The organism is Paenibacillus yonginensis (genome assembly GCF_001685395.1).
In the GTDB taxonomy this organism is placed as follows: Bacteria; Bacillota; Bacilli; order Paenibacillales; family Paenibacillaceae; genus Fontibacillus; species Fontibacillus yonginensis.
Genome location: NZ_CP014167.1, coordinates 2,359,520 through 2,376,745 on the forward strand (window position 1 = coordinate 2,359,520; position 17,226 = coordinate 2,376,745).

Annotated in this window: 21 protein-coding genes; 9 read left to right on the forward strand and 12 right to left on the reverse strand. The window is 48.7% G+C overall.

From position 1 onward, the window contains the following. Positions 1-106 precede the first annotated feature (106 nt). Positions 107-538: a CBS domain-containing protein gene (locus AWM70_RS10870; protein ID WP_068696317.1), complete on the reverse strand. Its 432-nt coding sequence runs from the start codon at positions 536-538 to the stop codon at positions 107-109. A 190-nt stretch (positions 539-728) separates the two neighbouring features. On the opposite strand from AWM70_RS10870, the gene AWM70_RS10875 reads away from it, so the two are divergent. Both AWM70_RS10875 and AWM70_RS10880 read left to right on the forward strand, forming a co-directional pair. After that, the gene (locus AWM70_RS10875) at positions 729-1,004 is read left to right on the forward strand and encodes a hypothetical protein (protein ID WP_068696318.1); all 276 of its coding nucleotides are present in this window, start codon (positions 729-731) and stop codon (positions 1,002-1,004) included. A 92-nt stretch (positions 1,005-1,096) separates the two neighbouring features. Then, positions 1,097-1,459 (forward strand): hypothetical protein, encoded by a 363-nt coding sequence (locus AWM70_RS10880; RefSeq protein ID WP_068696321.1) that lies wholly within the window; start codon positions 1,097-1,099, stop codon positions 1,457-1,459. A 59-nt stretch (positions 1,460-1,518) separates the two neighbouring features. Here AWM70_RS10880 and AWM70_RS10885 read toward each other — a convergent pair whose 3' ends face one another. Further along, positions 1,519-1,989, reverse strand: coding sequence for a general stress protein (locus AWM70_RS10885; protein ID WP_169823430.1), 471 nt, complete (start codon positions 1,987-1,989; stop codon positions 1,519-1,521). Between the two features lie 246 nt (positions 1,990-2,235). Here AWM70_RS10885 and AWM70_RS10890 point away from each other — a divergent pair, with 246 nt between their 5' ends. Continuing rightward, positions 2,236-2,769, forward strand: a complete 534-nt coding sequence (locus AWM70_RS10890; RefSeq protein ID WP_068696323.1) for a DoxX family protein — start codon at positions 2,236-2,238, stop codon at positions 2,767-2,769. Between the two features lie 111 nt (positions 2,770-2,880). Here AWM70_RS10890 and AWM70_RS10895 read toward each other — a convergent pair whose 3' ends face one another. After that, positions 2,881-3,459 carry an LOG family protein gene (locus tag AWM70_RS10895; RefSeq protein ID WP_068696324.1) on the reverse strand — a complete coding sequence of 193 codons (579 nt, stop codon included), beginning with the start codon at positions 3,457-3,459 and terminating at the stop codon, positions 2,881-2,883. 240 nt (positions 3,460-3,699) lie between these two features. Between AWM70_RS10895 and AWM70_RS23460 the strand changes: the two genes are divergently transcribed. Then, entirely contained in the window at positions 3,700-3,873 is a 174-nt protein-coding gene (locus AWM70_RS23460; protein WP_169823431.1) for a hypothetical protein, read from the forward strand. On the opposite strand, the gene AWM70_RS10900 is transcribed toward AWM70_RS23460, so the two are convergent. Continuing rightward, positions 3,870-4,901, reverse strand: coding sequence for a LacI family DNA-binding transcriptional regulator (locus AWM70_RS10900; protein ID WP_068696325.1), 1,032 nt, complete (start codon positions 4,899-4,901; stop codon positions 3,870-3,872). The genes AWM70_RS23460 and AWM70_RS10900 overlap by 4 nt on opposite strands. Before the next feature lie 131 nt (positions 4,902-5,032). On the opposite strand from AWM70_RS10900, the gene manA reads away from it, so the two are divergent. Further along, complete coding sequence (gene manA, locus AWM70_RS10905) at positions 5,033-5,977, forward strand: mannose-6-phosphate isomerase, class I (protein WP_068696327.1); 945 nt, start codon at positions 5,033-5,035, stop codon at positions 5,975-5,977. 128 nt (positions 5,978-6,105) lie between these two features. Here the strand turns inward: manA and AWM70_RS10910 are convergent, their stop codons facing one another. The 6 genes from AWM70_RS10910 to rnhA all read right to left on the reverse strand — a co-directional run bounded on the left by AWM70_RS10910 (position 6,106) and on the right by rnhA (position 11,643). Next, positions 6,106-6,321 (reverse strand): DUF3006 domain-containing protein, encoded by a 216-nt coding sequence (locus AWM70_RS10910; protein ID WP_068696329.1) that lies wholly within the window; start codon positions 6,319-6,321, stop codon positions 6,106-6,108. 5 nt (positions 6,322-6,326) lie between these two features. Beyond that, the gene (locus AWM70_RS10915) at positions 6,327-7,268 is read right to left on the reverse strand and encodes a ComEC/Rec2 family competence protein (protein ID WP_237167883.1); all 942 of its coding nucleotides are present in this window, start codon (positions 7,266-7,268) and stop codon (positions 6,327-6,329) included. A 203-nt stretch (positions 7,269-7,471) separates the two neighbouring features. Then, on the reverse strand, positions 7,472-9,610 hold the full coding sequence (locus AWM70_RS10920) for an Ig-like domain-containing protein (RefSeq protein ID WP_068696331.1): 2,139 nt from the start codon (positions 9,608-9,610) through the stop codon (positions 7,472-7,474). Positions 9,611-9,734: 124 nt separating this feature from the next. After that, complete coding sequence (locus AWM70_RS10925) at positions 9,735-10,163, reverse strand: hypothetical protein (protein WP_068696333.1); 429 nt, start codon at positions 10,161-10,163, stop codon at positions 9,735-9,737. Positions 10,164-10,176: 13 nt separating this feature from the next. Then, complete coding sequence (gene ung / locus AWM70_RS10930; protein ID WP_068696335.1) at positions 10,177-10,857, reverse strand: uracil-DNA glycosylase; 681 nt, start codon at positions 10,855-10,857, stop codon at positions 10,177-10,179. Positions 10,858-10,989: 132 nt separating this feature from the next. Continuing rightward, positions 10,990-11,643, reverse strand: coding sequence for a ribonuclease H (rnhA, locus tag AWM70_RS10935; RefSeq protein ID WP_068696337.1), 654 nt, complete (start codon positions 11,641-11,643; stop codon positions 10,990-10,992). A 281-nt stretch (positions 11,644-11,924) separates the two neighbouring features. Here rnhA and AWM70_RS10940 point away from each other — a divergent pair, with 281 nt between their 5' ends. Both AWM70_RS10940 and AWM70_RS10945 read left to right on the forward strand, forming a co-directional pair. After that, positions 11,925-12,902, forward strand: a complete 978-nt coding sequence (locus tag AWM70_RS10940) for a bile acid:sodium symporter family protein (protein WP_068696342.1) — start codon at positions 11,925-11,927, stop codon at positions 12,900-12,902. Positions 12,903-13,050: 148 nt separating this feature from the next. Further along, positions 13,051-13,596 carry a glutathione peroxidase gene (locus tag AWM70_RS10945; RefSeq protein ID WP_068696344.1) on the forward strand — a complete coding sequence of 182 codons (546 nt, stop codon included), beginning with the start codon at positions 13,051-13,053 and terminating at the stop codon, positions 13,594-13,596. A 39-nt stretch (positions 13,597-13,635) separates the two neighbouring features. Here the strand turns inward: AWM70_RS10945 and AWM70_RS10950 are convergent, their stop codons facing one another. Further along, a complete protein-coding gene (locus tag AWM70_RS10950; protein ID WP_237167884.1) occupies positions 13,636-14,418 on the reverse strand; it encodes a hypothetical protein in 783 nt (260 codons plus the stop codon). A gap of 318 nt (positions 14,419-14,736) precedes the next feature. Between AWM70_RS10950 and AWM70_RS10955 the strand changes: the two genes are divergently transcribed. Continuing rightward, positions 14,737-15,027 carry a transposase gene (locus tag AWM70_RS10955; protein WP_068693238.1) on the forward strand — a complete coding sequence of 97 codons (291 nt, stop codon included), beginning with the start codon at positions 14,737-14,739 and terminating at the stop codon, positions 15,025-15,027. A gap of 23 nt (positions 15,028-15,050) precedes the next feature. Then, positions 15,051-15,911, forward strand: a complete 861-nt coding sequence (locus AWM70_RS10960; protein ID WP_151208713.1) for an IS3 family transposase — start codon at positions 15,051-15,053, stop codon at positions 15,909-15,911. 154 nt (positions 15,912-16,065) lie between these two features. Here AWM70_RS10960 and AWM70_RS10965 read toward each other — a convergent pair whose 3' ends face one another. Then, the gene (locus tag AWM70_RS10965) at positions 16,066-16,689 is read right to left on the reverse strand and encodes a DUF4352 domain-containing protein (RefSeq protein ID WP_068696347.1); all 624 of its coding nucleotides are present in this window, start codon (positions 16,687-16,689) and stop codon (positions 16,066-16,068) included. Between the last annotated feature and the right edge of the window lie 537 nt (positions 16,690-17,226).

Consider the following 17,226-nt stretch of genomic DNA (forward strand, 5'->3'; position numbering starts at 1 on the left):
TTCCTAAAATCGAAAAAAAGCAGCCCTGGGGACTGCTTTCCTTTCCTTTCCATTTCCTTTCCTTACCTGACCAGGATACACCTTAACCTAATCCGATTTCTTGCCTCTACTGCAAATGCTGCTCGGAAATGTCGCTGAGCGCGTCGCCGGCATTGTCGGCGAAGATGTGCTCAACGGCCATGTCCCCAAGGGAAACAACCCCGATCAGGCGGTCGCCTTCCGTGACCGGCAAGCGGCGGACCTGCTGCTTTGCCATTAATTCAGCGGCCTTGTCCACGGACATATCAGCTGTCGCCGTCTGGAGATTTTTGGTCATGACCTTCTCCACCGCCGTCGAACCGGAATGTTTCTCCGCATACCCGCGAATGACCAGATCTCGGTCCGTTACTGCTCCGATCAAACGATCGCTTCCTTCGCTTTCCACAACCGGTATGAATCCGGTATCATGTTCCTTCATCTTGACCGCGATCTCATAAATATTATCCTGCAGAGTAACCGTAACCGGACTTTGAGTCATAATCTCTTGTACCTTCTTCATCCTTGCACCTCCTTCCTCCCTAACCTTTCCTTTTTTCTTGTTTTACATGCAATGGAGAGCCGACTCAGGCTCTTGCACCTGATAAATGTCCCCACAAAATTTCTTCCATATGGGACAAACGAACAAGACATTACTCCAATTCGCAAATATACTGCATCAAATCCAATGATTAAGGAGCTGAATTTTCATTATGAATAAATTTTGCTGCCCTCCTGCAAGCCCAATTGTGCTGGATCCAATCGTTTCCGTACAAAACTTCTACCATCCTCAGGTGGTTCCTGTTATCCAGCCGATCGAAGTTGTTCAGAAACATCACTGTGTACCTGTGTACCAGCAATGTTATACCTACAACACCACTGAGGTAGGACCCGAATATGGCCATGAGCCTGGCCACGGCCTGGTGGGACCACGCGCGGGCATTTCCAAATCCAAATCTCGCGGCACAAAAAACCGCAAGAAAAAATAACCTCCGGTTTCCCAAATATGTTATGCACATTGAGAGTGGGCAGACGCATAGATTGTAATATCTAGCGAATAAGTCTCTGGAGGTTATCTGTGATGTCAGCCCAACTCAATCGGTCATCTGTGATTTACGAGCTTCATCCCGACACGGTGAACTCCATGAAGGGGGTCCGTGAGCAGCTTCATCAGTGCTGCGGGAAATATTTGAACCATGATGTCAGCGTGCGGACGATGGACGGCCATGTTTTTGAAGGAAATATTACGGCTTTAGATGGTGGACATTTGTATTTAAGTGTCGCTGCACAGCCTTCAACTCAGGGGCCGTCCCCCGACAAAAGAGCCCTGTATTATGGCCATCCACGTCCTCCGTTTTACCCTTACCCCTACCCCTATTATAATCCCGGCCGTGTGATCCTTCCGCTTGTGCTTTATGAGCTGCTTGCCGTCAGCCTGCTGTAACCGAAACAACCCGGATCGTAGGATCCGGGTTGTTTGTTCTTATGGGGTGAACTCTAAGTTCAGTTCATCGGCAAACTATGATGGTTGTTCATTTGCTCATTAACGAATTTGGCAAGGTCGCTTTCGCATTGGACAAGCACCAGAAAACGCCCTTTGGCCACCTCATCATGGTAATGTCGGGCATCTTCTTCCGGAACCCCGGCTCCGATTAGCGGGACTGCAAGATGGTCCCCGGTTTCCCAAAGCTCGGATCCGGCTGCCTTCTTGGCGGCCGGACCTACTGCCTTGGCTTCACCTCTGGCTCCTTCCAATACCTCAGACACGCCTCTCAGAACCCCAAAAATGCTGTTATCCGCCGTTCCGCTGTCCGGTGTCTTTAATCCAGTATCTGCCGAAATACGATCCAACTCCTTGTAATCTTTCGCAATAACAGATATGTCTCTTTCTTTAATTCCTTTCTCCTGCAGATCGGCAATCAACAGGGACACATCTTGTCTGGCCGTAAAAAGACCCGCTACAAGCTTAGGCATATCATTCGCTCCTTCTGCATCTGCATCTTGCATCTGCTTCTGCTTCACTCTTCTTTGCTATTACCTAATTAAACCTCCTTCATCCTTGGGAAACGGAGAGCTAAAATCATAAATTTTAATTAATTTCGATAGGTGTGATATTTATCACTTATAATAAAGACATAAGAGATGATCATCTTACAAAAGATAAGAAAGTGAAGAAAATAACAATCAACCAAAATAGACTCTACCAAAGGAGAGATTGATATGTTTAACAACTGGCTGAGAACCAATAAAGTGGCCATGTGGCTGCTGACCGTAGTACGGATTTACCTGGGATACCAATGGATGACACACGGCTTTGAGAAATTGACAGGCGGCTTTGACGCCGGAGGTTTCCTGCAAGGGGCCATCGCCAAAAGCACCGGCGAAAATCCTGTCGTTCAAGGCTGGTGGGCCGCATTCCTGGAACACGCCGCTCTGCCGGGCGTAAACTTCTTCAACGTTCTGATCCCGCTAGGTGAATTTCTGGTAGGCCTCGGGCTGATCCTTGGTACCTTCACCACCTTCGCCGCTCTGATGGCGGTTGTGATGAATACCGCGTTCCTCTTCTCGGGTACGGTAAGCACCAACGCGCAAATGCTGATTCTTGAAATCTTCATCGTAGTCGCTGCCGCCAATGCCGGTAAAATCGGTCTGGACCACTGGGTCATGCCTTACCTGCGGAACCTGTTCAAACATAACGGCAAACACAAAGGCACAGAAACACCAGCTCCTCAAGGCAGAAAAAAAATAGCTTAAATAACAAGACAAAAAACGCCTCTGGAAAACCAAACTTCCTGGTGAGATTCCATAACCAGCCAGAAGTGAGGTCAAAGCCGGAGGCGTTGTTCTATGACTAGAACTAATCTATTAACCTTTCCATTCCCAGGTCAAGCCCGATAAACCTGCTGCTTGGGTACTCATCTTCTGCAGCAGCGTGATAGGTTCTTCAGCCACATGGATAGAGCTTAAGGTAGCAGGAGCAGTAAAACCTTCTGTTACACTATGCTCCACAAAAGAAATAAGCGGATCATAATATCCTCTTATATTGAGCAGTCCGACCGGTTTGCTGTAAATGCCGATTTGAGACCAGCACAGCACTTCGAACAGCTCTTCAAATGTTCCGACCCCGCCTGGAAGAGCGATAAAACCGTCGGCAAGTTCGCCCATTTTGGCTTTTCTGGCATGCATCCCGTCCACTTCAATTAATTCCTTCAGCTCACGGTGCACAATTTCAGGCTTGAACAGCCCCGTCGGCATAACGCCAACCACTTGGCCCCCTCCTGCCAGAACTTCATTTGCCGTACAGCCCATAAGGCCATTCCGCGAACCGCCATAGATCAGTTTGATGCCGGATTCAGCCAAAGCTTTTCCTAAACTGACAGCTGCAGCCGTGTATTCCGGGGCGGCTCCCGGACGACTGCCAGCAAACACACAAATGGATTGCATGACCTTCATCTCCATTCTTTCATCAGATTAACCTTTAAAAACTAATATATCTATATTTTACTAAATAGCTGCTTCCTTATGTTAACTGCCTCGCTAAAAGATCCTTAATACACAAAGGTTGAGATTTGTCCGCTTCCCTTCAAATGCCCGAACGAAACCAAACCCGTGAACGTACTTTATAACATATTATTTTCTCATTCCTGATGCACCAATCTGAAAGTTTTAAGGAGGGGGACACACTTGAAACAAGTCCGTGTTCGAAGCGTTAACCAGTCAGCATCCACCGAAATCGAAAGAATTGACCGTCTTGCCATAATTGCTTCTATCTTGACCCTGATTGCAGCGATCATCGGGACCTATATCGCCTTTAAGAACCTCACTCTCGATACTGCCACGACCGTTGTCGCTGTTTAGCTTTGTTTAGGCGTACTGGTCGATTCACGGATCGTCAGACCGGGGAGAACGCCGTAATAGATCCGTTCCCGTTTGCTTCCGGCTTCTGACAGAAGCAGCTCAACCGCTGCTTCTGTCATTGCTTTCTTGGCAACACGCATTGTAGTTAAGGAGGGTGCGGCTGCAGCAGACAATGTAATGTCATCAAATCCAATAATGGATACTTCGCTCGGCACTGAATAATTCCGTTCCCTAAGAAGTTCATTGAGGATTAAAGCGATTCTGTCGTTGCTGCAGAAGAAAGCGGTGGGCATGCTGCCCTGATGCCGATCCAGAAAGGCAGAAATCTCTTCACGCGTAGACCGATATCCGTCCGAATAAACGAGACAATCGTCCAGGTTCGGATAGATGCCCTGATCCGCCATAGCTTTCCAGTAACCGAACCAGCGGTCTTCATGACTGGTTGTCAAATTGGACGGGCCCATAAAGCCGATCCGTTTATGTCCCAGCTCAAACAGATAGCTGACCGCAGCATGGGCTCCTTCGAGATTGGAAGATGCCGCTACTGCGCATGGCAGATCCCTATAGTAAGAGTCGATCATCACCAGCGGACTTTTCAGCTCCCATACCTTGCGCGCGTAGTTCTTATCCATAATGCCAAATAAAATGACACCGGCATGATCAATATCAAAAATCCCCGGGAGCAAGCCCTTCCGCTCCATCTCGATATCAATTTTGGCGATCACCGCATTATAGCCTTCTTTCCGGATCGCCGCCTCGAGTCCCCAAAGCATATCATGATAGAAATGAAAATGCTCGTTATCCTCATAACTCATGACTCTCTCCGGCACCAGCACCAGAATATTGGAGCTGCCCCGCTGGGTTTTGCCTTGCATGCTGTAGCCCAAATCCTTTGCGCGCTGCTTCACTTCATTCCGTACCTGTTCGCTGACGCCTTTTTTCCCGGATAAAGCCAGAGATACGGCATTTTTAGAAATCTTTAAATCGTCCGCGATCGTCTGCATAGAGATCTTCTTTGGTCTCGCCATCTTTGCTATCCTCCCAAAACATGCTACACTAAAATCAATACTACTTTACATAAAATAATTCCGTCAAGTTTTGTAAAGTTGAGTTGATCATCTTAAGCAACGTATTTTTTAAAAGGAGATTGATTATACCCATGAATGAACCCATTTTTCTGAACCCCGTTTTCCAGGATCGGATCTGGGGCGGAACAAAACTTAAAACGTTGTTTGGATACGAAATTCCAAGCGATCACACCGGCGAATGCTGGGCCGTATCCGCACACCCTAATGGACAAAGCACTGTGAAAAATGGTCCGTTCGCCGGCCAAAAGCTAGGCGATTTGTGGGCCAGCCATCAGGAGTTATTCCATTCCAACTCCAAGGTGTTCCCGCTGCTGACCAAGCTGCTGGATGCCTCGGATGACTTGTCCGTGCAAGTTCACCCGGACGATGCTTATGCCGGCGAACACGAGAACGGCGAGCTGGGCAAAACCGAATGCTGGTACATTGTAGACGCAGAACCCGGTGCTGAAATTGTTTACGGTCACGAGGCGACCAGCAAGGAACAGCTCGTACAATACATCGAAGAAGGCAAATGGGACGAGCTTCTGACCAAAATCCCGGTTAAAGCTGGCGACTTCTTCTATGTGCCAAGCGGTACGATTCACGCACTAGGCAAAGGGATTGTTGTACTTGAAACGCAGCAAAGCTCCGACACAACCTACCGGGTTTATGATTATGACCGCAAGGACAGCGCCGGCAATACCCGCGAGCTTCATCTGGAGAAAGCTATTGATGTAACGACTATTCCGCAGCGTTATGTCCCGACTCAGCACGAAACAACCCGTCAGGGAGAAACCGAAATAACCACCTTCGTCTCCAATGATTTCTTTACGGTTCAAAAATGGGACGTCAGCGGGACCTCCGTCTTCGAAGCCAGCGATAAATATCGCTTATTCAGCGCTTTGGACGGAGAAGGCGAGCTGAAGGTCGGCAGCCTGGTTTATCCGGTTCGTAAAGGCGACCACTTCATTTTACCGGTAGGATTCGGTCCTTATGAATTGACAGGCAAACTACAGTTTATTGTTTCCTGGGAATAACACTCAGGTCTACAATCAAGTAATTTAGGAGACCACAAAAGGGCAGCACCCCTTTCTCAAAGGGTGCTGCCCTTTCTCCAGCTTCTATATTCTTACTGGGCCGATGCTCAGCTCTTGGCTTCCCGGCTTTAATCCTCCCAAAGCTCGTCCATCAGCTTCTTCATTCGGTCCGATCGCTCTGAAGTCGCTTCCGGATCTACCATCCACTTCGCGCCATCCCACTTCAGCACGTCTCCTTCTTTCGCTTTGGGCTCTACCAGCCTGCGTTCAATATCCCGGGTCTGACCGTCAATTTCGATGATCGCATAGCTGCCTTCAAATCCTTCCAGAACCGCTAATTCCATTGCGTTCACCTCTCCGTCCGAATCGACAAATTCCTGCCATCCGAGTCCACTTCAATCGTCCCCTGAGTATCATTCCGGTATACTTCTACACCTTGCTTTTTGAGCCTCTGTAGAACCGTTGGGGTAGGATGACCATAGTTATTGTCTTTCCCAACCTGAATAATGCCGTAACGGGGCTCTACAGCCTTCAGAAAAGCGAGCGTGGTGGAGGACTTAGAGCCGTGATGCCCCACCAAAAGAACATCAGCGCGAAGGTCAGCGCCGGAAGCCATCATATCCTTTTCGCTTTGTGACTCTGCATCTCCAGTCAGCAAAAAAGAATGGCTCCCATAAGTCACTTTAACGACGGCGCTCATATTGTTGCTGTCGCTATAACTCTTAACCGGAGCTACCATCTTGACTCTAACCCCTTCGCCCATATCAAACTGTACCCCGGCCTTGGCAGTTTTAACCTTAAGCCCTTTGCGCTGGATCGACTTCAGCAGCGACTCAAATGTTTTGGTATTGGAACTCGCTTTGGGCAGATAAATATCGCCTATCGCCGTTCCATCAATAACTTTATCCAAGCCGCCGATATGGTCCGCATCCGGGTGAGTACCGATAACCTTATCCAATCTGGTAATGCCATACTTGCGAAGATAGTCCAGCATCGTTTGTTCTTTATCGTTATTTCCTGCATCGATCAGCAGCGTTTGACCGGAAGGGGCTATAAGCAGCTGTGAAGCTCCTTGTCCAACATCCAGGAAAATCACCCGCAGAGTGGCCTCTTTCTGTAAGGGCTCTACAGAATGATCATTCAGCAGCTCCGAACCGATAGAGCATCCGGATAGAGCCGCGATCAACACGATCAGAAGGAACCCTTTTGCTGCCAGCCTTCTAAGAGATCCCTTCCGTTCGAAACGCACCGGCATTTGGTTGGGTCTGCCCGCCTTCTTAAGTAAATTCATTGATGTAATCCCCTTATGTATACCGCCCTAATAACAAGAACGTTTGTTCTTGTTAAATTGTACTACATTCAGCTCTTTTAGGCAACAATAACCGATTAATCAAAAATAATCTGCTCCTGCTGCTGTTCCAAATAACCGGGCCGGTTAGGGGCATAAAAGGACAGAAAAAGCCCGCTTCTTACGGAGCGGGCTTCTGTTTAGCGTTACTTGACCGAAACCGAAATGCTTACGGTTTTACCGCCATATGTTGCTTTGATCGTTGCTGTGCCTTTGGCCACCGCTTCAATCTTGCCGGCGGTTACTTTGGCTACATTCGGTTTGTTGGTTGTCCAAACGGCACTTCCGGCAACGGAGGCTGTTGCTCCTGTATCATACAGGGCGGTCAGCGCAACCGAGTGGCTGCTTCCCGGAGCGAGAACAAACCGTTTTTCGCTTGGCGTCAGCTTAGTTAGCTTAGGTACTACATTTACATTAACCGTATAGGTTTTGCCTTGATAGGTTCCCGTCAGCGTCGCTTTGCCTTCTGCGGTTGCTTTAACGCTTGATCCACTTACGGTAACCACCGAAACATCGGAGGATACCCAGTTCATTTTTGTGGACAGCGTTGCGTATTTACCGTCGGCATAAAACCCTTTTACCTTGATGCTCTTGGATTTATTGATATTCAGTTCCAGCGACGGCGGGTCGATGATCATCGTTACAACTTCCGCTTCAACCGAGACCGGAATTTTGACCGTTTTGTTCAGATAAGTACCAGTCAAGGATACGTTTCCCTTGGATAATCCCTTCATCGTCTTATCCTTAATCACGGCAGAAGTGCCGGAAAGGGTCCATTTCATGTCGGCCGTAACGTCCAGCTCATCTCCGTTCTCCAGAACGGCCGTTACATTCGGAAGATCAGCGGTTTTGCCGATGATCAGCTGCACGTTCTCGGAGTCCGGCATTAACACGAGCACCTTCTCCGAAACTTTTACGTTAACCGAACCTACTGTTGCTGAACCAATTGTTGCTGTCAGAACGGCGGAACCGGTCTCGCCGGCTTTAAACTTGCCGGAATCTACGGCAACTACATCCTCATTGCTGGATTCCCAAGTCACAAGCTTAGTGAAGTCCTGCTCAGATTCATCCAGTAGCGTTCCAGTCACTTTAGGGAATTCCTTGGAATCATCCTTCAGGATTTCAATATCCGAAGTATCCATATCAAACTTGGTGATCGTCGGATAAACCGTTAAGTTAAAACTTCTGCTTACGCCCAGATAAGAAACCGTAATCGTAGTAGTGCCGGTCGATTTAGGCGTGATCTGCCCTCCGCTTACGCTTGCCACCAGCAGGTTGGAGGATTTCCATTCAGCGGTGTTTGTTACATACTCAAAGTTTCCGTTAGAAGCAATAACTTTAGCCTTTACATCCTTGCTAGCTTCGTTCAAGAACAAAACAGCGTTTTTAACGAAACTGGAGTCTTCCAGAATAATTGCTTCATAAGGATTCCGGACATAAACGTCTTTCTGAATCGAGCTTCCCAGATAGGAGGCTGTGATGGTTGCTTTACCAAGCTTCAGCGGGGTTACTTTGCCGTCTTCGACTTTGGCAATCGTTGCATCCGAGGTGCTCCATTCCACTTTATCCGTGACGTCCACCGGGGCGTCATCTTTGTCCGAATCTTTGGTTAATACCTTGAGCTGCGAAGTTCCGGACCCAACCACCATCTCCAGATCATCATCATCGGAGAATTCAAGCGCCGCAAATGGCGCCACGACTTTGATTTTCACTTTGGTTGTCAAGCCTTTATAAGCAGCCGTAATCGTGACGGTACCTTTGGATAGAAGGGTCAACTCGCCTTTATCCACCTTGACGATACTGGTATCAGAGCTTGTCCAGGTCGCGTCTTCGCTGACATCCGTACCGTCTGCCAAAGCTTTGATGGAGACATCTTCGGTGCCCAGTTTGAATTCGGTGTTGTCTGTCGTATTTAAGGTCAATGCATTATAGGCATTTTTGACCGTTACCGCTTTAGTTGCAATGGCATTTTTATATTTGGCGGTGATGGTAGCCGTACCTTTGGCCACCGGCGTCAACAAACCGCCGTCCACTCTGACAATCTTCGAATCCGAAGTGGACCAGGTCACATCGTTGGTGACGTCCTTCTCGGATGCTCCTTCGATCGTTGCGATGATTCGAAGCTGTTCGGTGTTCTCATCAACGGTGAGCACAATTTCCTTGTCGCTGTCAAAACGGATCGAATTGACGTCTCCGGTTGCTGCGAACACGTTTACCGGGAGAATCGCCGACACCAGCAGCACGAGGGCGAGAAACCACCTCATCACTTTCCTGTTTCCAGTCATTTCTGTCTCTCCTTTGTCTTTCTGGACTACGGTCCGGTATCCAAACCTATGTATGTTTATCGACAACTGGAAGTTGTTTCGTTACCTTTTTCCACTATTCTCCTTTAAAAATAGACAAAAAGACCTAATTTCCGCGGATAACCCGAACGATAAAACGGTGTTCCAGCTTGGACAGCTTTTCGCCGGACCGCAGTGTTACCTCTTTCTCATCGTGGGCCGATATCAGCGTACGGTAATGGACGATTCGGTCCCCCTTCCAGATCATAACCGGCGAACGGAATTGAATCGCATTGTCAAACTGTACATTCTCTTTCATGATATAACCGACCGAATGAGGCCTGGCGGCCAGACCGGCTGCGGTCCCTCTTCGAAAAGGGCCGGGTTCGGCCGGCATAATTTTCACGATTTCACTGAGCGGAATATAAACCGGCTTTGGCCCAAGCAGGACCCGTTCTTTTTCATGATCCCAGGCTTCGATTCTGGCCGAATAAGTCCGTTCGTCATTCAGACGAGTAATGGCCGCATACCGGCCGATCCATTTTGAAAGATCCACTGGTCTATACCTCCTACAATTCCAAATCACTTTCACGAATACGCCAATCGATCGGCGTTCTGCCGTGGCTGCTCAGGAACGCATTGCATCTTGAAAAAGGTCTGCTGCCAAAAAATCCGTGCCGCGCGGACAACGGACTAGGATGAGCCGAAGCGATGATCTCGTGACGCCTTGCGTCAATGATCGCTCCTTTTTTCCGCGCATAGTTGCCCCACAGCATAAACACTACGGGCTGCGGACCTTCATTCAGCTTGGAAATCACCGCGTCCGTAAAGCGTTCCCACCCCTTCCCCTGATGCGAGTTGGGAATCCCCTCCCGCACCGTCAATATGGAGTTAAGCAGCAGAACGCCCTCCTCCGCCCACGGCGTAAGCGTGCCGGTAAGGGGAACAGGAATATCCAGATCGGCGGACATTTCTTTATAAATGTTATGAAGGGAAGGGGGAATCCGAACGCCAGGCAGCACGGAGAAACTCAAGCCGTGAGCTTGTCCCAGTTGGTGGTACGGGTCCTGCCCCACAATCACCGCCTTCACCTCATGAAAAGGAGTCAGTTCAAACGCCTGAAACAAAAAAGAACGCGGCGGAAACACCACATGCTCCGCATATTCATGGTTCAGCCATTCCATCAATTCCTGAAAATAAGGCTGCCCCATTTCCTCCCGCAAAACTTCATCCCAATCATTTCCGAACATGCTACATCTCTCCAGTCCCGAATTATGTCTAAGATTCTTTACCCAAAAGGTCGGAACTCGTCACTTGGGAGCCTGATGAATTCATATTCGGTTCCCTTGCCATCTGATCTAATCAGTCTGAAAAAATGCCCCTTATTTCCGGCCGTAATCGGCTTTGATCTCGCCCCAATGTTTAGTCTGCCATTTGAGGACAGGAGTCGAATAAGTGTTGGTGTTCAGCCAGCTGACTGCCCGGTCGATCAGCCCCCAGATTTCAGCGGTTGAGCTGTTGCGGGGAAGCGTTGTCGCCACCTGTTTCTTTTTGACCCAATTAATCGCGTTGACGGAATCGGAATAGACCACTTTATTGCTGCCGGTCTGCTTGATCAATGCCAGGGCGTGTACAATCGCCAGAAACTCACCGATATTGTTGGTGCCATTCGGAATCGGGCCTACGGCAAAAATCACCTCTCCCGTAGCCGTGTCCACCCCTTTGTATTCAACCGGTCCCGGATTGCCCCTAGTCCCGACATCCACAGAGATGCTGTTGTAGTTAATTTCCCCTATTTCCTCCGGAGTTGCTGTTGTCCGGCTTCTGCCCGCTGCTCCCGACGCAGACGGGCCGGCCCCGCTGCCCCAGTTGCCTTTCCAACCCGCCTTATAGGCTGCCTCAGCCTCTGCACGGCTTGCATAAGATTTATATTTCGCTCCTGTATAACCGTTTGTCTGCTTCTGGCAGTCCGCCCAGGAATCGTAGACGCCCGGCTTCTTGCCTTCCCAAACCACGTAAAACTTCTGCCCTGCCAATAAATTCAGCCCCTTGATCCTCTGTGATAAAAAAATCCCCTTTCACCTCATTCCACACCATAGCGCAGAAACCGTAAAAGAGGACCGTTGTATGCACAAAAACACCGCTTGTACATGTGTATTCCTAGCTTACTTGAAAGCGACATGGGCGTCAATGCCGGAGGCACTAGGAGAGAACCGCCCGATCAGCAATGCACAGTCCCAGCCGTATTAAAAGGACCTTCCTCCACATTACCTGTTGTATAATAGAAAAATACTCCCATAAAGGACGGACTTTTCTTATGCTTCAAACCTTGAATCGCCGGCTTAACCGGATGATGCCGCTTATTACGCCTGCCAGTATTATCGCTGGCGTCTTGTGCGGAGGACTGCTCTCCTCCTATACGTTCCTATCCCCGTGGCTGTTTGCGTTTATGACTTTTGCCGGAAGCATCAGCCTCAGCTTCAGAGACTTCTTCAGCGTGCTCAAGAAACCGCTCCCGCTGGTCGCCTGCTTGCTGGTGCTGCACTTGATTATGCCGCTTGTTGCGCTGGGATCGGGGCATCTCGTCTTCTCGGGCGATGCTTATACCATCACCGGGCTTGTGCTTGCAGCCGCCATCCCGACAGGGGTCAGCAGCTTTGTGTGGGTCAGCCTGTACCGGGGCAGCATAGCCCTGACCTTGTCCATAATTCTTATAGACACCCTTCTTGCTCCTTTTGTTGTTCCGGGCATCCTGTCCCTGCTTATCGGGGCAAACGTTCATCTGGATATCCTGCCGATGATGAGCAGCCTGTTCTGGATGATCGTCTTCCCTTCGCTGCTCGGCATGGCGCTCAATGAGTGGACGAAAGGCGCTGTGGTACCGGTTTGGGGACCGCGGCTAAATCCTTTTTCCAAAATAGCCATGGCGGTGGTCATCGCGATTAACGGCTCTGTCGTCGCCCCTTATCTAGCCGATTTCAGCTTAAAGCTGGCCGGGTTGGCCGTCATGATCATTGCTTTGGCCGGTGCCGGTTACCTGCTCAGCTTCCTGATTTCATCTCTTATGGGCTGGAGCGAACCCGACCAGGTCGCGCTTGTATTTAATGGGGGCATGCGGAACATCAGCGCCGGAGCGGTGCTTGCCGTTGCTTATTTTCCCGCCCCCGTGGCCGTTCCGGTTGTGCTCGGCATGGTGTTTCAGCAGATGATGGCTTCGCTGGTCGGCTTCCTGCTCGGGCGCCGTTCCCGGTGGCGGGAATTAAAGGGGCCCAGCGGAACTTCACCCCCCGCTTAACGATACCCCCGACTCATATTCCTAGTAAGGCTGCCAAGTTTTTTGTGTTAGAGTTTCATCCTATAACTGCTATTGAACTTATATATTAGACCTATATCCACCTTCTCCTTTATGATAATCCTAAATACCATGAAGGAGGCGGATAGATTTGATGATCTATGATTTTGTAGCCCATTCGGTTGATGGAGTCCCTGTCGGTTTGTCCAAATACGAAGGCAAAGTGCTCCTCATTGTCAATACTGCCAGCAAATGCAGCTATTCCCGGCAGTTTGCCGGTCTTCAGGAGCTGTATGACGCCTATCGGGACAAAGGGTTGGAGATTCTCGGGTTCCCCTGCAACCAATTCAATCAGAAAGAGCCAGGGACAGGAGCGGAAGCGGAAGCTCACTGCCGGCACAGCTATGGGGTTACATTTCCGATCTTTGAGAAAGTAGAGGTTCGCGGGTCATCCGCCCATCCCTTGTTTCTCCATCTGACCCGGCAAGCCCCGTTTCAAGGCTATGATACCGAAACACCGGAGGGCAAGTGGATGAAGGATTTTCTGTTGGAAAAATATCCGGAGTTTTATGCCGGAGACGAAATCAAATGGAATTTCACAAAATTCCTGATTGGGCGCAGCGGCGAAACCATCCAAAGATTTGAAACCACGGTAGAGCCCGCTGCCCTTGCCGCGGCTGTTCAAGCGCTCCTTTGAGCGAAGGAAGTCAGGTAGAAGGAGATCAGCAGAGGAAATTTAGTTCCCTCTGCTTTTTTGTTTCTGCTTCAGCCAGAAATCCGGTTCGACATAGGGAATCAAAGCATCATCCAGTTCATCTCCGGGGGCCGTTGTCAGCTGTACGAGGAGCATTTCTTTTTTATTGGAAGGGTGAAGATCAGCGGTGGTGATAGTTATAACTTCTACTCCGTTTCTTTTTGGCTTGCCAGCTACGACGACTTGGTTCCCTAGGGTATAAACTTTATTAACCGAGGTTTGGAATACTACCATATATAAATCAAGCTTTGTGTCGTGCTGGAAAAAGGGAAACGTGATGCCTACATCCCCCTGAAAAGTATATTGCTCCGAAAGCCCTATATCATAGGCGGGAAACAATCTGTGCAGGGCATAATACATTCGGAGCGGGATATAACTCCATCTGCCTCCCGAATAGGTGCTGTGCCACCTTTTATCGTAGACGGGTCTTACGTACTCCGGATCTTCTTTGATGACTTTAAAAGGGATGGATGTTCCCTTCCTGATTATTTCAGCTGGATGGATCCTATCCGAAGGATAAAACTTCTCCATCTCCACCCTAGAAGGAAGATCGTTCATTTGGATCGGCTCAGCTGGCTCTAAACGTGCCAAACGCTCTTGAAGCTCTTTGGATTGATTGGCAGGGGCTAACCTTTTGTTATTGGAATCGGGGGCAAAAGATTGAACAGCCCATGAAGGCAAGCCAAATAAAGAATCCAGTATCACACCTGTTAAAATAACGAGGACTGTTTTAAATGTCCCTTGTGCCCATTTATAGTTCCGCAATTTACATCACCGCTAAATAGTCTGGTTCTTAGAGAAAAAAATATGTGGTGCTCCCTTTAAGCCATATTCCAAGCAAAATAAAAATTCCCTCAATCCACACAAAACACGCTATATGAACGGCTACCTCACGCCACTCGCTCGCCAACTACACGGGGACCTCATCATTCATTTATCGGGATGTTTCCCTTTGGCGCCCAATCCATTGCGCTTTCCGGGTGTCCCAACGATATTTTAAGAACTGGAGTGCTACGATAAAAATGCAGTCGAAAAACACCCTCGTATGAAATAAAATGAAAGCTAATGAGGGGATGAGCGAGAATGAATCGGTACGACAAAGCATTCAAAGAAGAAGCGGTAAGGTTAAGCGATGAGATCGGGCCCAAGAAAGCGGCCGAGCAGTTAGGCGTAGCCTACCACACCTTGCAGGACTGGAGGAAACGAAGAACCCTGCACGGTGATGGAGCGCATATCGGAAGTGGTCGCGCTTATGCATCTGCCAATAAGACTACGCGTGAAATCGAATTAGAAAGAGAAAACAGCGAGTTGCGTCGTGCGAATGAAATTCTCAAGGACGCACTTGGTTTTTTCGCAAAAGACCGGAAGCGCTAAAAGCATGCCAGCTCTATGGTTACATCCGTGAACGACGGGATCGATGGACCGTCAAAGAGATGTGCAAAGTACTTGCTGTCAGCGAATCAGGCTATTACCGCAGCTTGAAGCCCACACCCAAACGAGAGCGGCAAGAACGCCTTCTGGTCAAAATCAAAGAAATCATCGAAGAATATGAAGACAACAGCAATTACGGTGCCCAGCGGATTAGGCTGGCTCTAGCGCAAAAAGAGATCGTGACCAGCTACAGCACCGTCTATCGCATCATGAAGAAGCACGGTCTGCTGAAGAAAGTGAGGCGTCATCCAAACGGCATTACACGTGAGGATGCGGCAGCTCAAAAGAGCGAGAACCTGATCCAGAGAGACTTCAGCGCCTCAGCCCCCAACCAGAAGTGGCTATCGGATATCACAGAAGTGCCTTGTTTAGACGGTAAGCTGTATGTGTCCGCCGTATTGGACTGTTTCAATGGGGAGATCGTGGGTCTGGCCATGGATGACAACATGCGTAAGGAACTCTGCATCCAAGCTTTTGAGAATGCCTGCAGGGCCAGAAATGCTCGTGGAATGATTTATCACAGCGACCGAGGCAGCCAGTTCACGAGCCACGCATTCCGAGCGTGTCTGGCTAAACGAGATGTCGTTCAAAGCATGAGCGGCACAGGGCGCTGCTATGACAACGCAAGAATGGAAAGCTTCTTTGCTACGCTAAAGAAAGAAAAGCTATATAAGATCAAAACCGAGCAATACCCGATGGCCTATATGAAATCGATTATCTTCCGATACATCATGGTCTATTACAACAGACAGAGGGTTTACACCTCTAATCCAGGGGGATGGCCCCCAGCTATTTATCGCGAAAGAATGCTGTCACAGGCAGCTTAATCATGGGGTTCTCATGAGTGTGTTTTCAAACTGCACTTTTTTTGACAACTCCAAACTTAGCAATGTATATCAATTGGTCTCTGACATGAACAAAAAAAAGAGCGCAGCCCTACGGAGATTAATCCGCTAAGATTACGCTAAATTGACGTTTATGTTATTTAAAAGTACCTAAATCGAAGTTTATGTACTCAGCTCCGCCGAAGTCAAACATATTGTCACGCATAGCGAGTACCGCAGAGGTTACCTCTGCAGGGACTTTAAAGATTACACTTTTGGTCAACTTAAGACCAAAATTGATCTTATCATACATAAAAATTGGATCTCCGTCCCAGCTCAAGGAGTCATCAGGCGCAAACTCGCGGTTGCTGCCATCTAACAATTTAAAGTAACTACTGTCTACATTAATTGGAGCGTTCCCGTTGTTCTCCACTTCGATCGTAACCTTTACCGACAATGCTCCGTCATCATTTGTAGTGGCGGTCACTTTGTTAACGGTGACACCGTAGTCACCAAACGAAGCACTTTGCCCAACTTGGTATACAGTCGCACTCTCGGATGCACTAGGTTCTGGGGAGGTAGTTGTCGCTGCGGCACTCGTAGAGGTGGAGATATAACGCGTGGTACTCAAGGATGAAGACGATTCGTTATTTGCGAATTTTACGATGAACCCGATAACCGTAAGCATAATGGCAAAACCTACGACAAATCTGACAATCAGTTCGGCTGGGCTCGGTTTACCCAAATTAAACTTTTCACCGGGAATCTTATCATTTGGCAAAAAGATGACCTCCGTAAAATCAGAATAGCGACTCACTTACAGTATTTATATGACAGAATACAGCTGCTAATCGCAATTATTTTACAGATCAATTCTGGCGGAAGTACCTTTACAAAAAATAACTCCCGTAGTTTATTTTTCAGCGCGAGTTTTATAGGGGTTAGAAAAGGGGCCTCATGTTGTTGGCCTTGAGGACCCGTGACGACAGTCTGCAATTATTCAAGCGTATACATTACGCCACTATACAGGATTGGCAATCCTTTCGGATCACTGACGCCGCAAACCTGCGCCCCTCCGCCATTCCCCGTTTCCTATCGCCCCCGCACGTTTGTGCACCGTTTATATAAACGACATTAAAACTACACCATTACGCGATTCTTATTTATCCATATCGTTACATTATGCAGCCGTTAATCAGCATCACCCCATGAGTTTTTCGGAGAGTCTTCCGACCCCACGTGTCGGTTGGGAAACGAGACGCGATAGGCCCCAGTTATAACCCGCTCAAATGCCGCCTCATCGCCAATTTCCGCCTCT

What these genes read in the sequence shown, in the direction of transcription:
- AWM70_RS10895 (WP_068696324.1), bottom strand. Translation starts at nt 3,459, where the DNA reads ATGCAATCCATTTGTGTGTTTGCTGGCAGTCGTCCGGGAGCCGCCCCG.
- AWM70_RS10870 (WP_068696317.1), bottom strand. Translation starts at nt 538, where the DNA reads ATGAAGAAGGTACAAGAGATTATGACTCAAAGTCCGGTTACGGTTACT.
- AWM70_RS10920 (WP_068696331.1), bottom strand. Translation starts at nt 9,610, where the DNA reads ATGACTGGAAACAGGAAAGTGATGAGGTGGTTTCTCGCCCTCGTGCTG.
- AWM70_RS10880 (WP_068696321.1), top strand. Translation starts at nt 1,097, where the DNA reads ATGTCAGCCCAACTCAATCGGTCATCTGTGATTTACGAGCTTCATCCC.
- AWM70_RS10915 (WP_237167883.1), bottom strand. Translation starts at nt 7,268, where the DNA reads ATGAATTTACTTAAGAAGGCGGGCAGACCCAACCAAATGCCGGTGCGT.
- AWM70_RS10885 (WP_169823430.1), bottom strand. Translation starts at nt 1,989, where the DNA reads ATGCCTAAGCTTGTAGCGGGTCTTTTTACGGCCAGACAAGATGTGTCC.
- ung (WP_068696335.1), bottom strand. Translation starts at nt 10,857, where the DNA reads ATGTTCGGAAATGATTGGGATGAAGTTTTGCGGGAGGAAATGGGGCAG.
- manA (WP_068696327.1), top strand. Translation starts at nt 5,033, where the DNA reads ATGAATGAACCCATTTTTCTGAACCCCGTTTTCCAGGATCGGATCTGG.
- AWM70_RS10890 (WP_068696323.1), top strand. Translation starts at nt 2,236, where the DNA reads ATGTTTAACAACTGGCTGAGAACCAATAAAGTGGCCATGTGGCTGCTG.
- AWM70_RS10955 (WP_068693238.1), top strand. Translation starts at nt 14,737, where the DNA reads ATGAATCGGTACGACAAAGCATTCAAAGAAGAAGCGGTAAGGTTAAGC.
- AWM70_RS10910 (WP_068696329.1), bottom strand. Translation starts at nt 6,321, where the DNA reads ATGGAATTAGCGGTTCTGGAAGGATTTGAAGGCAGCTATGCGATCATC.
- AWM70_RS10875 (WP_068696318.1), top strand. Translation starts at nt 729, where the DNA reads ATGAATAAATTTTGCTGCCCTCCTGCAAGCCCAATTGTGCTGGATCCA.
- AWM70_RS10940 (WP_068696342.1), top strand. Translation starts at nt 11,925, where the DNA reads ATGCTTCAAACCTTGAATCGCCGGCTTAACCGGATGATGCCGCTTATT.
- AWM70_RS10900 (WP_068696325.1), bottom strand. Translation starts at nt 4,901, where the DNA reads ATGGCGAGACCAAAGAAGATCTCTATGCAGACGATCGCGGACGATTTA.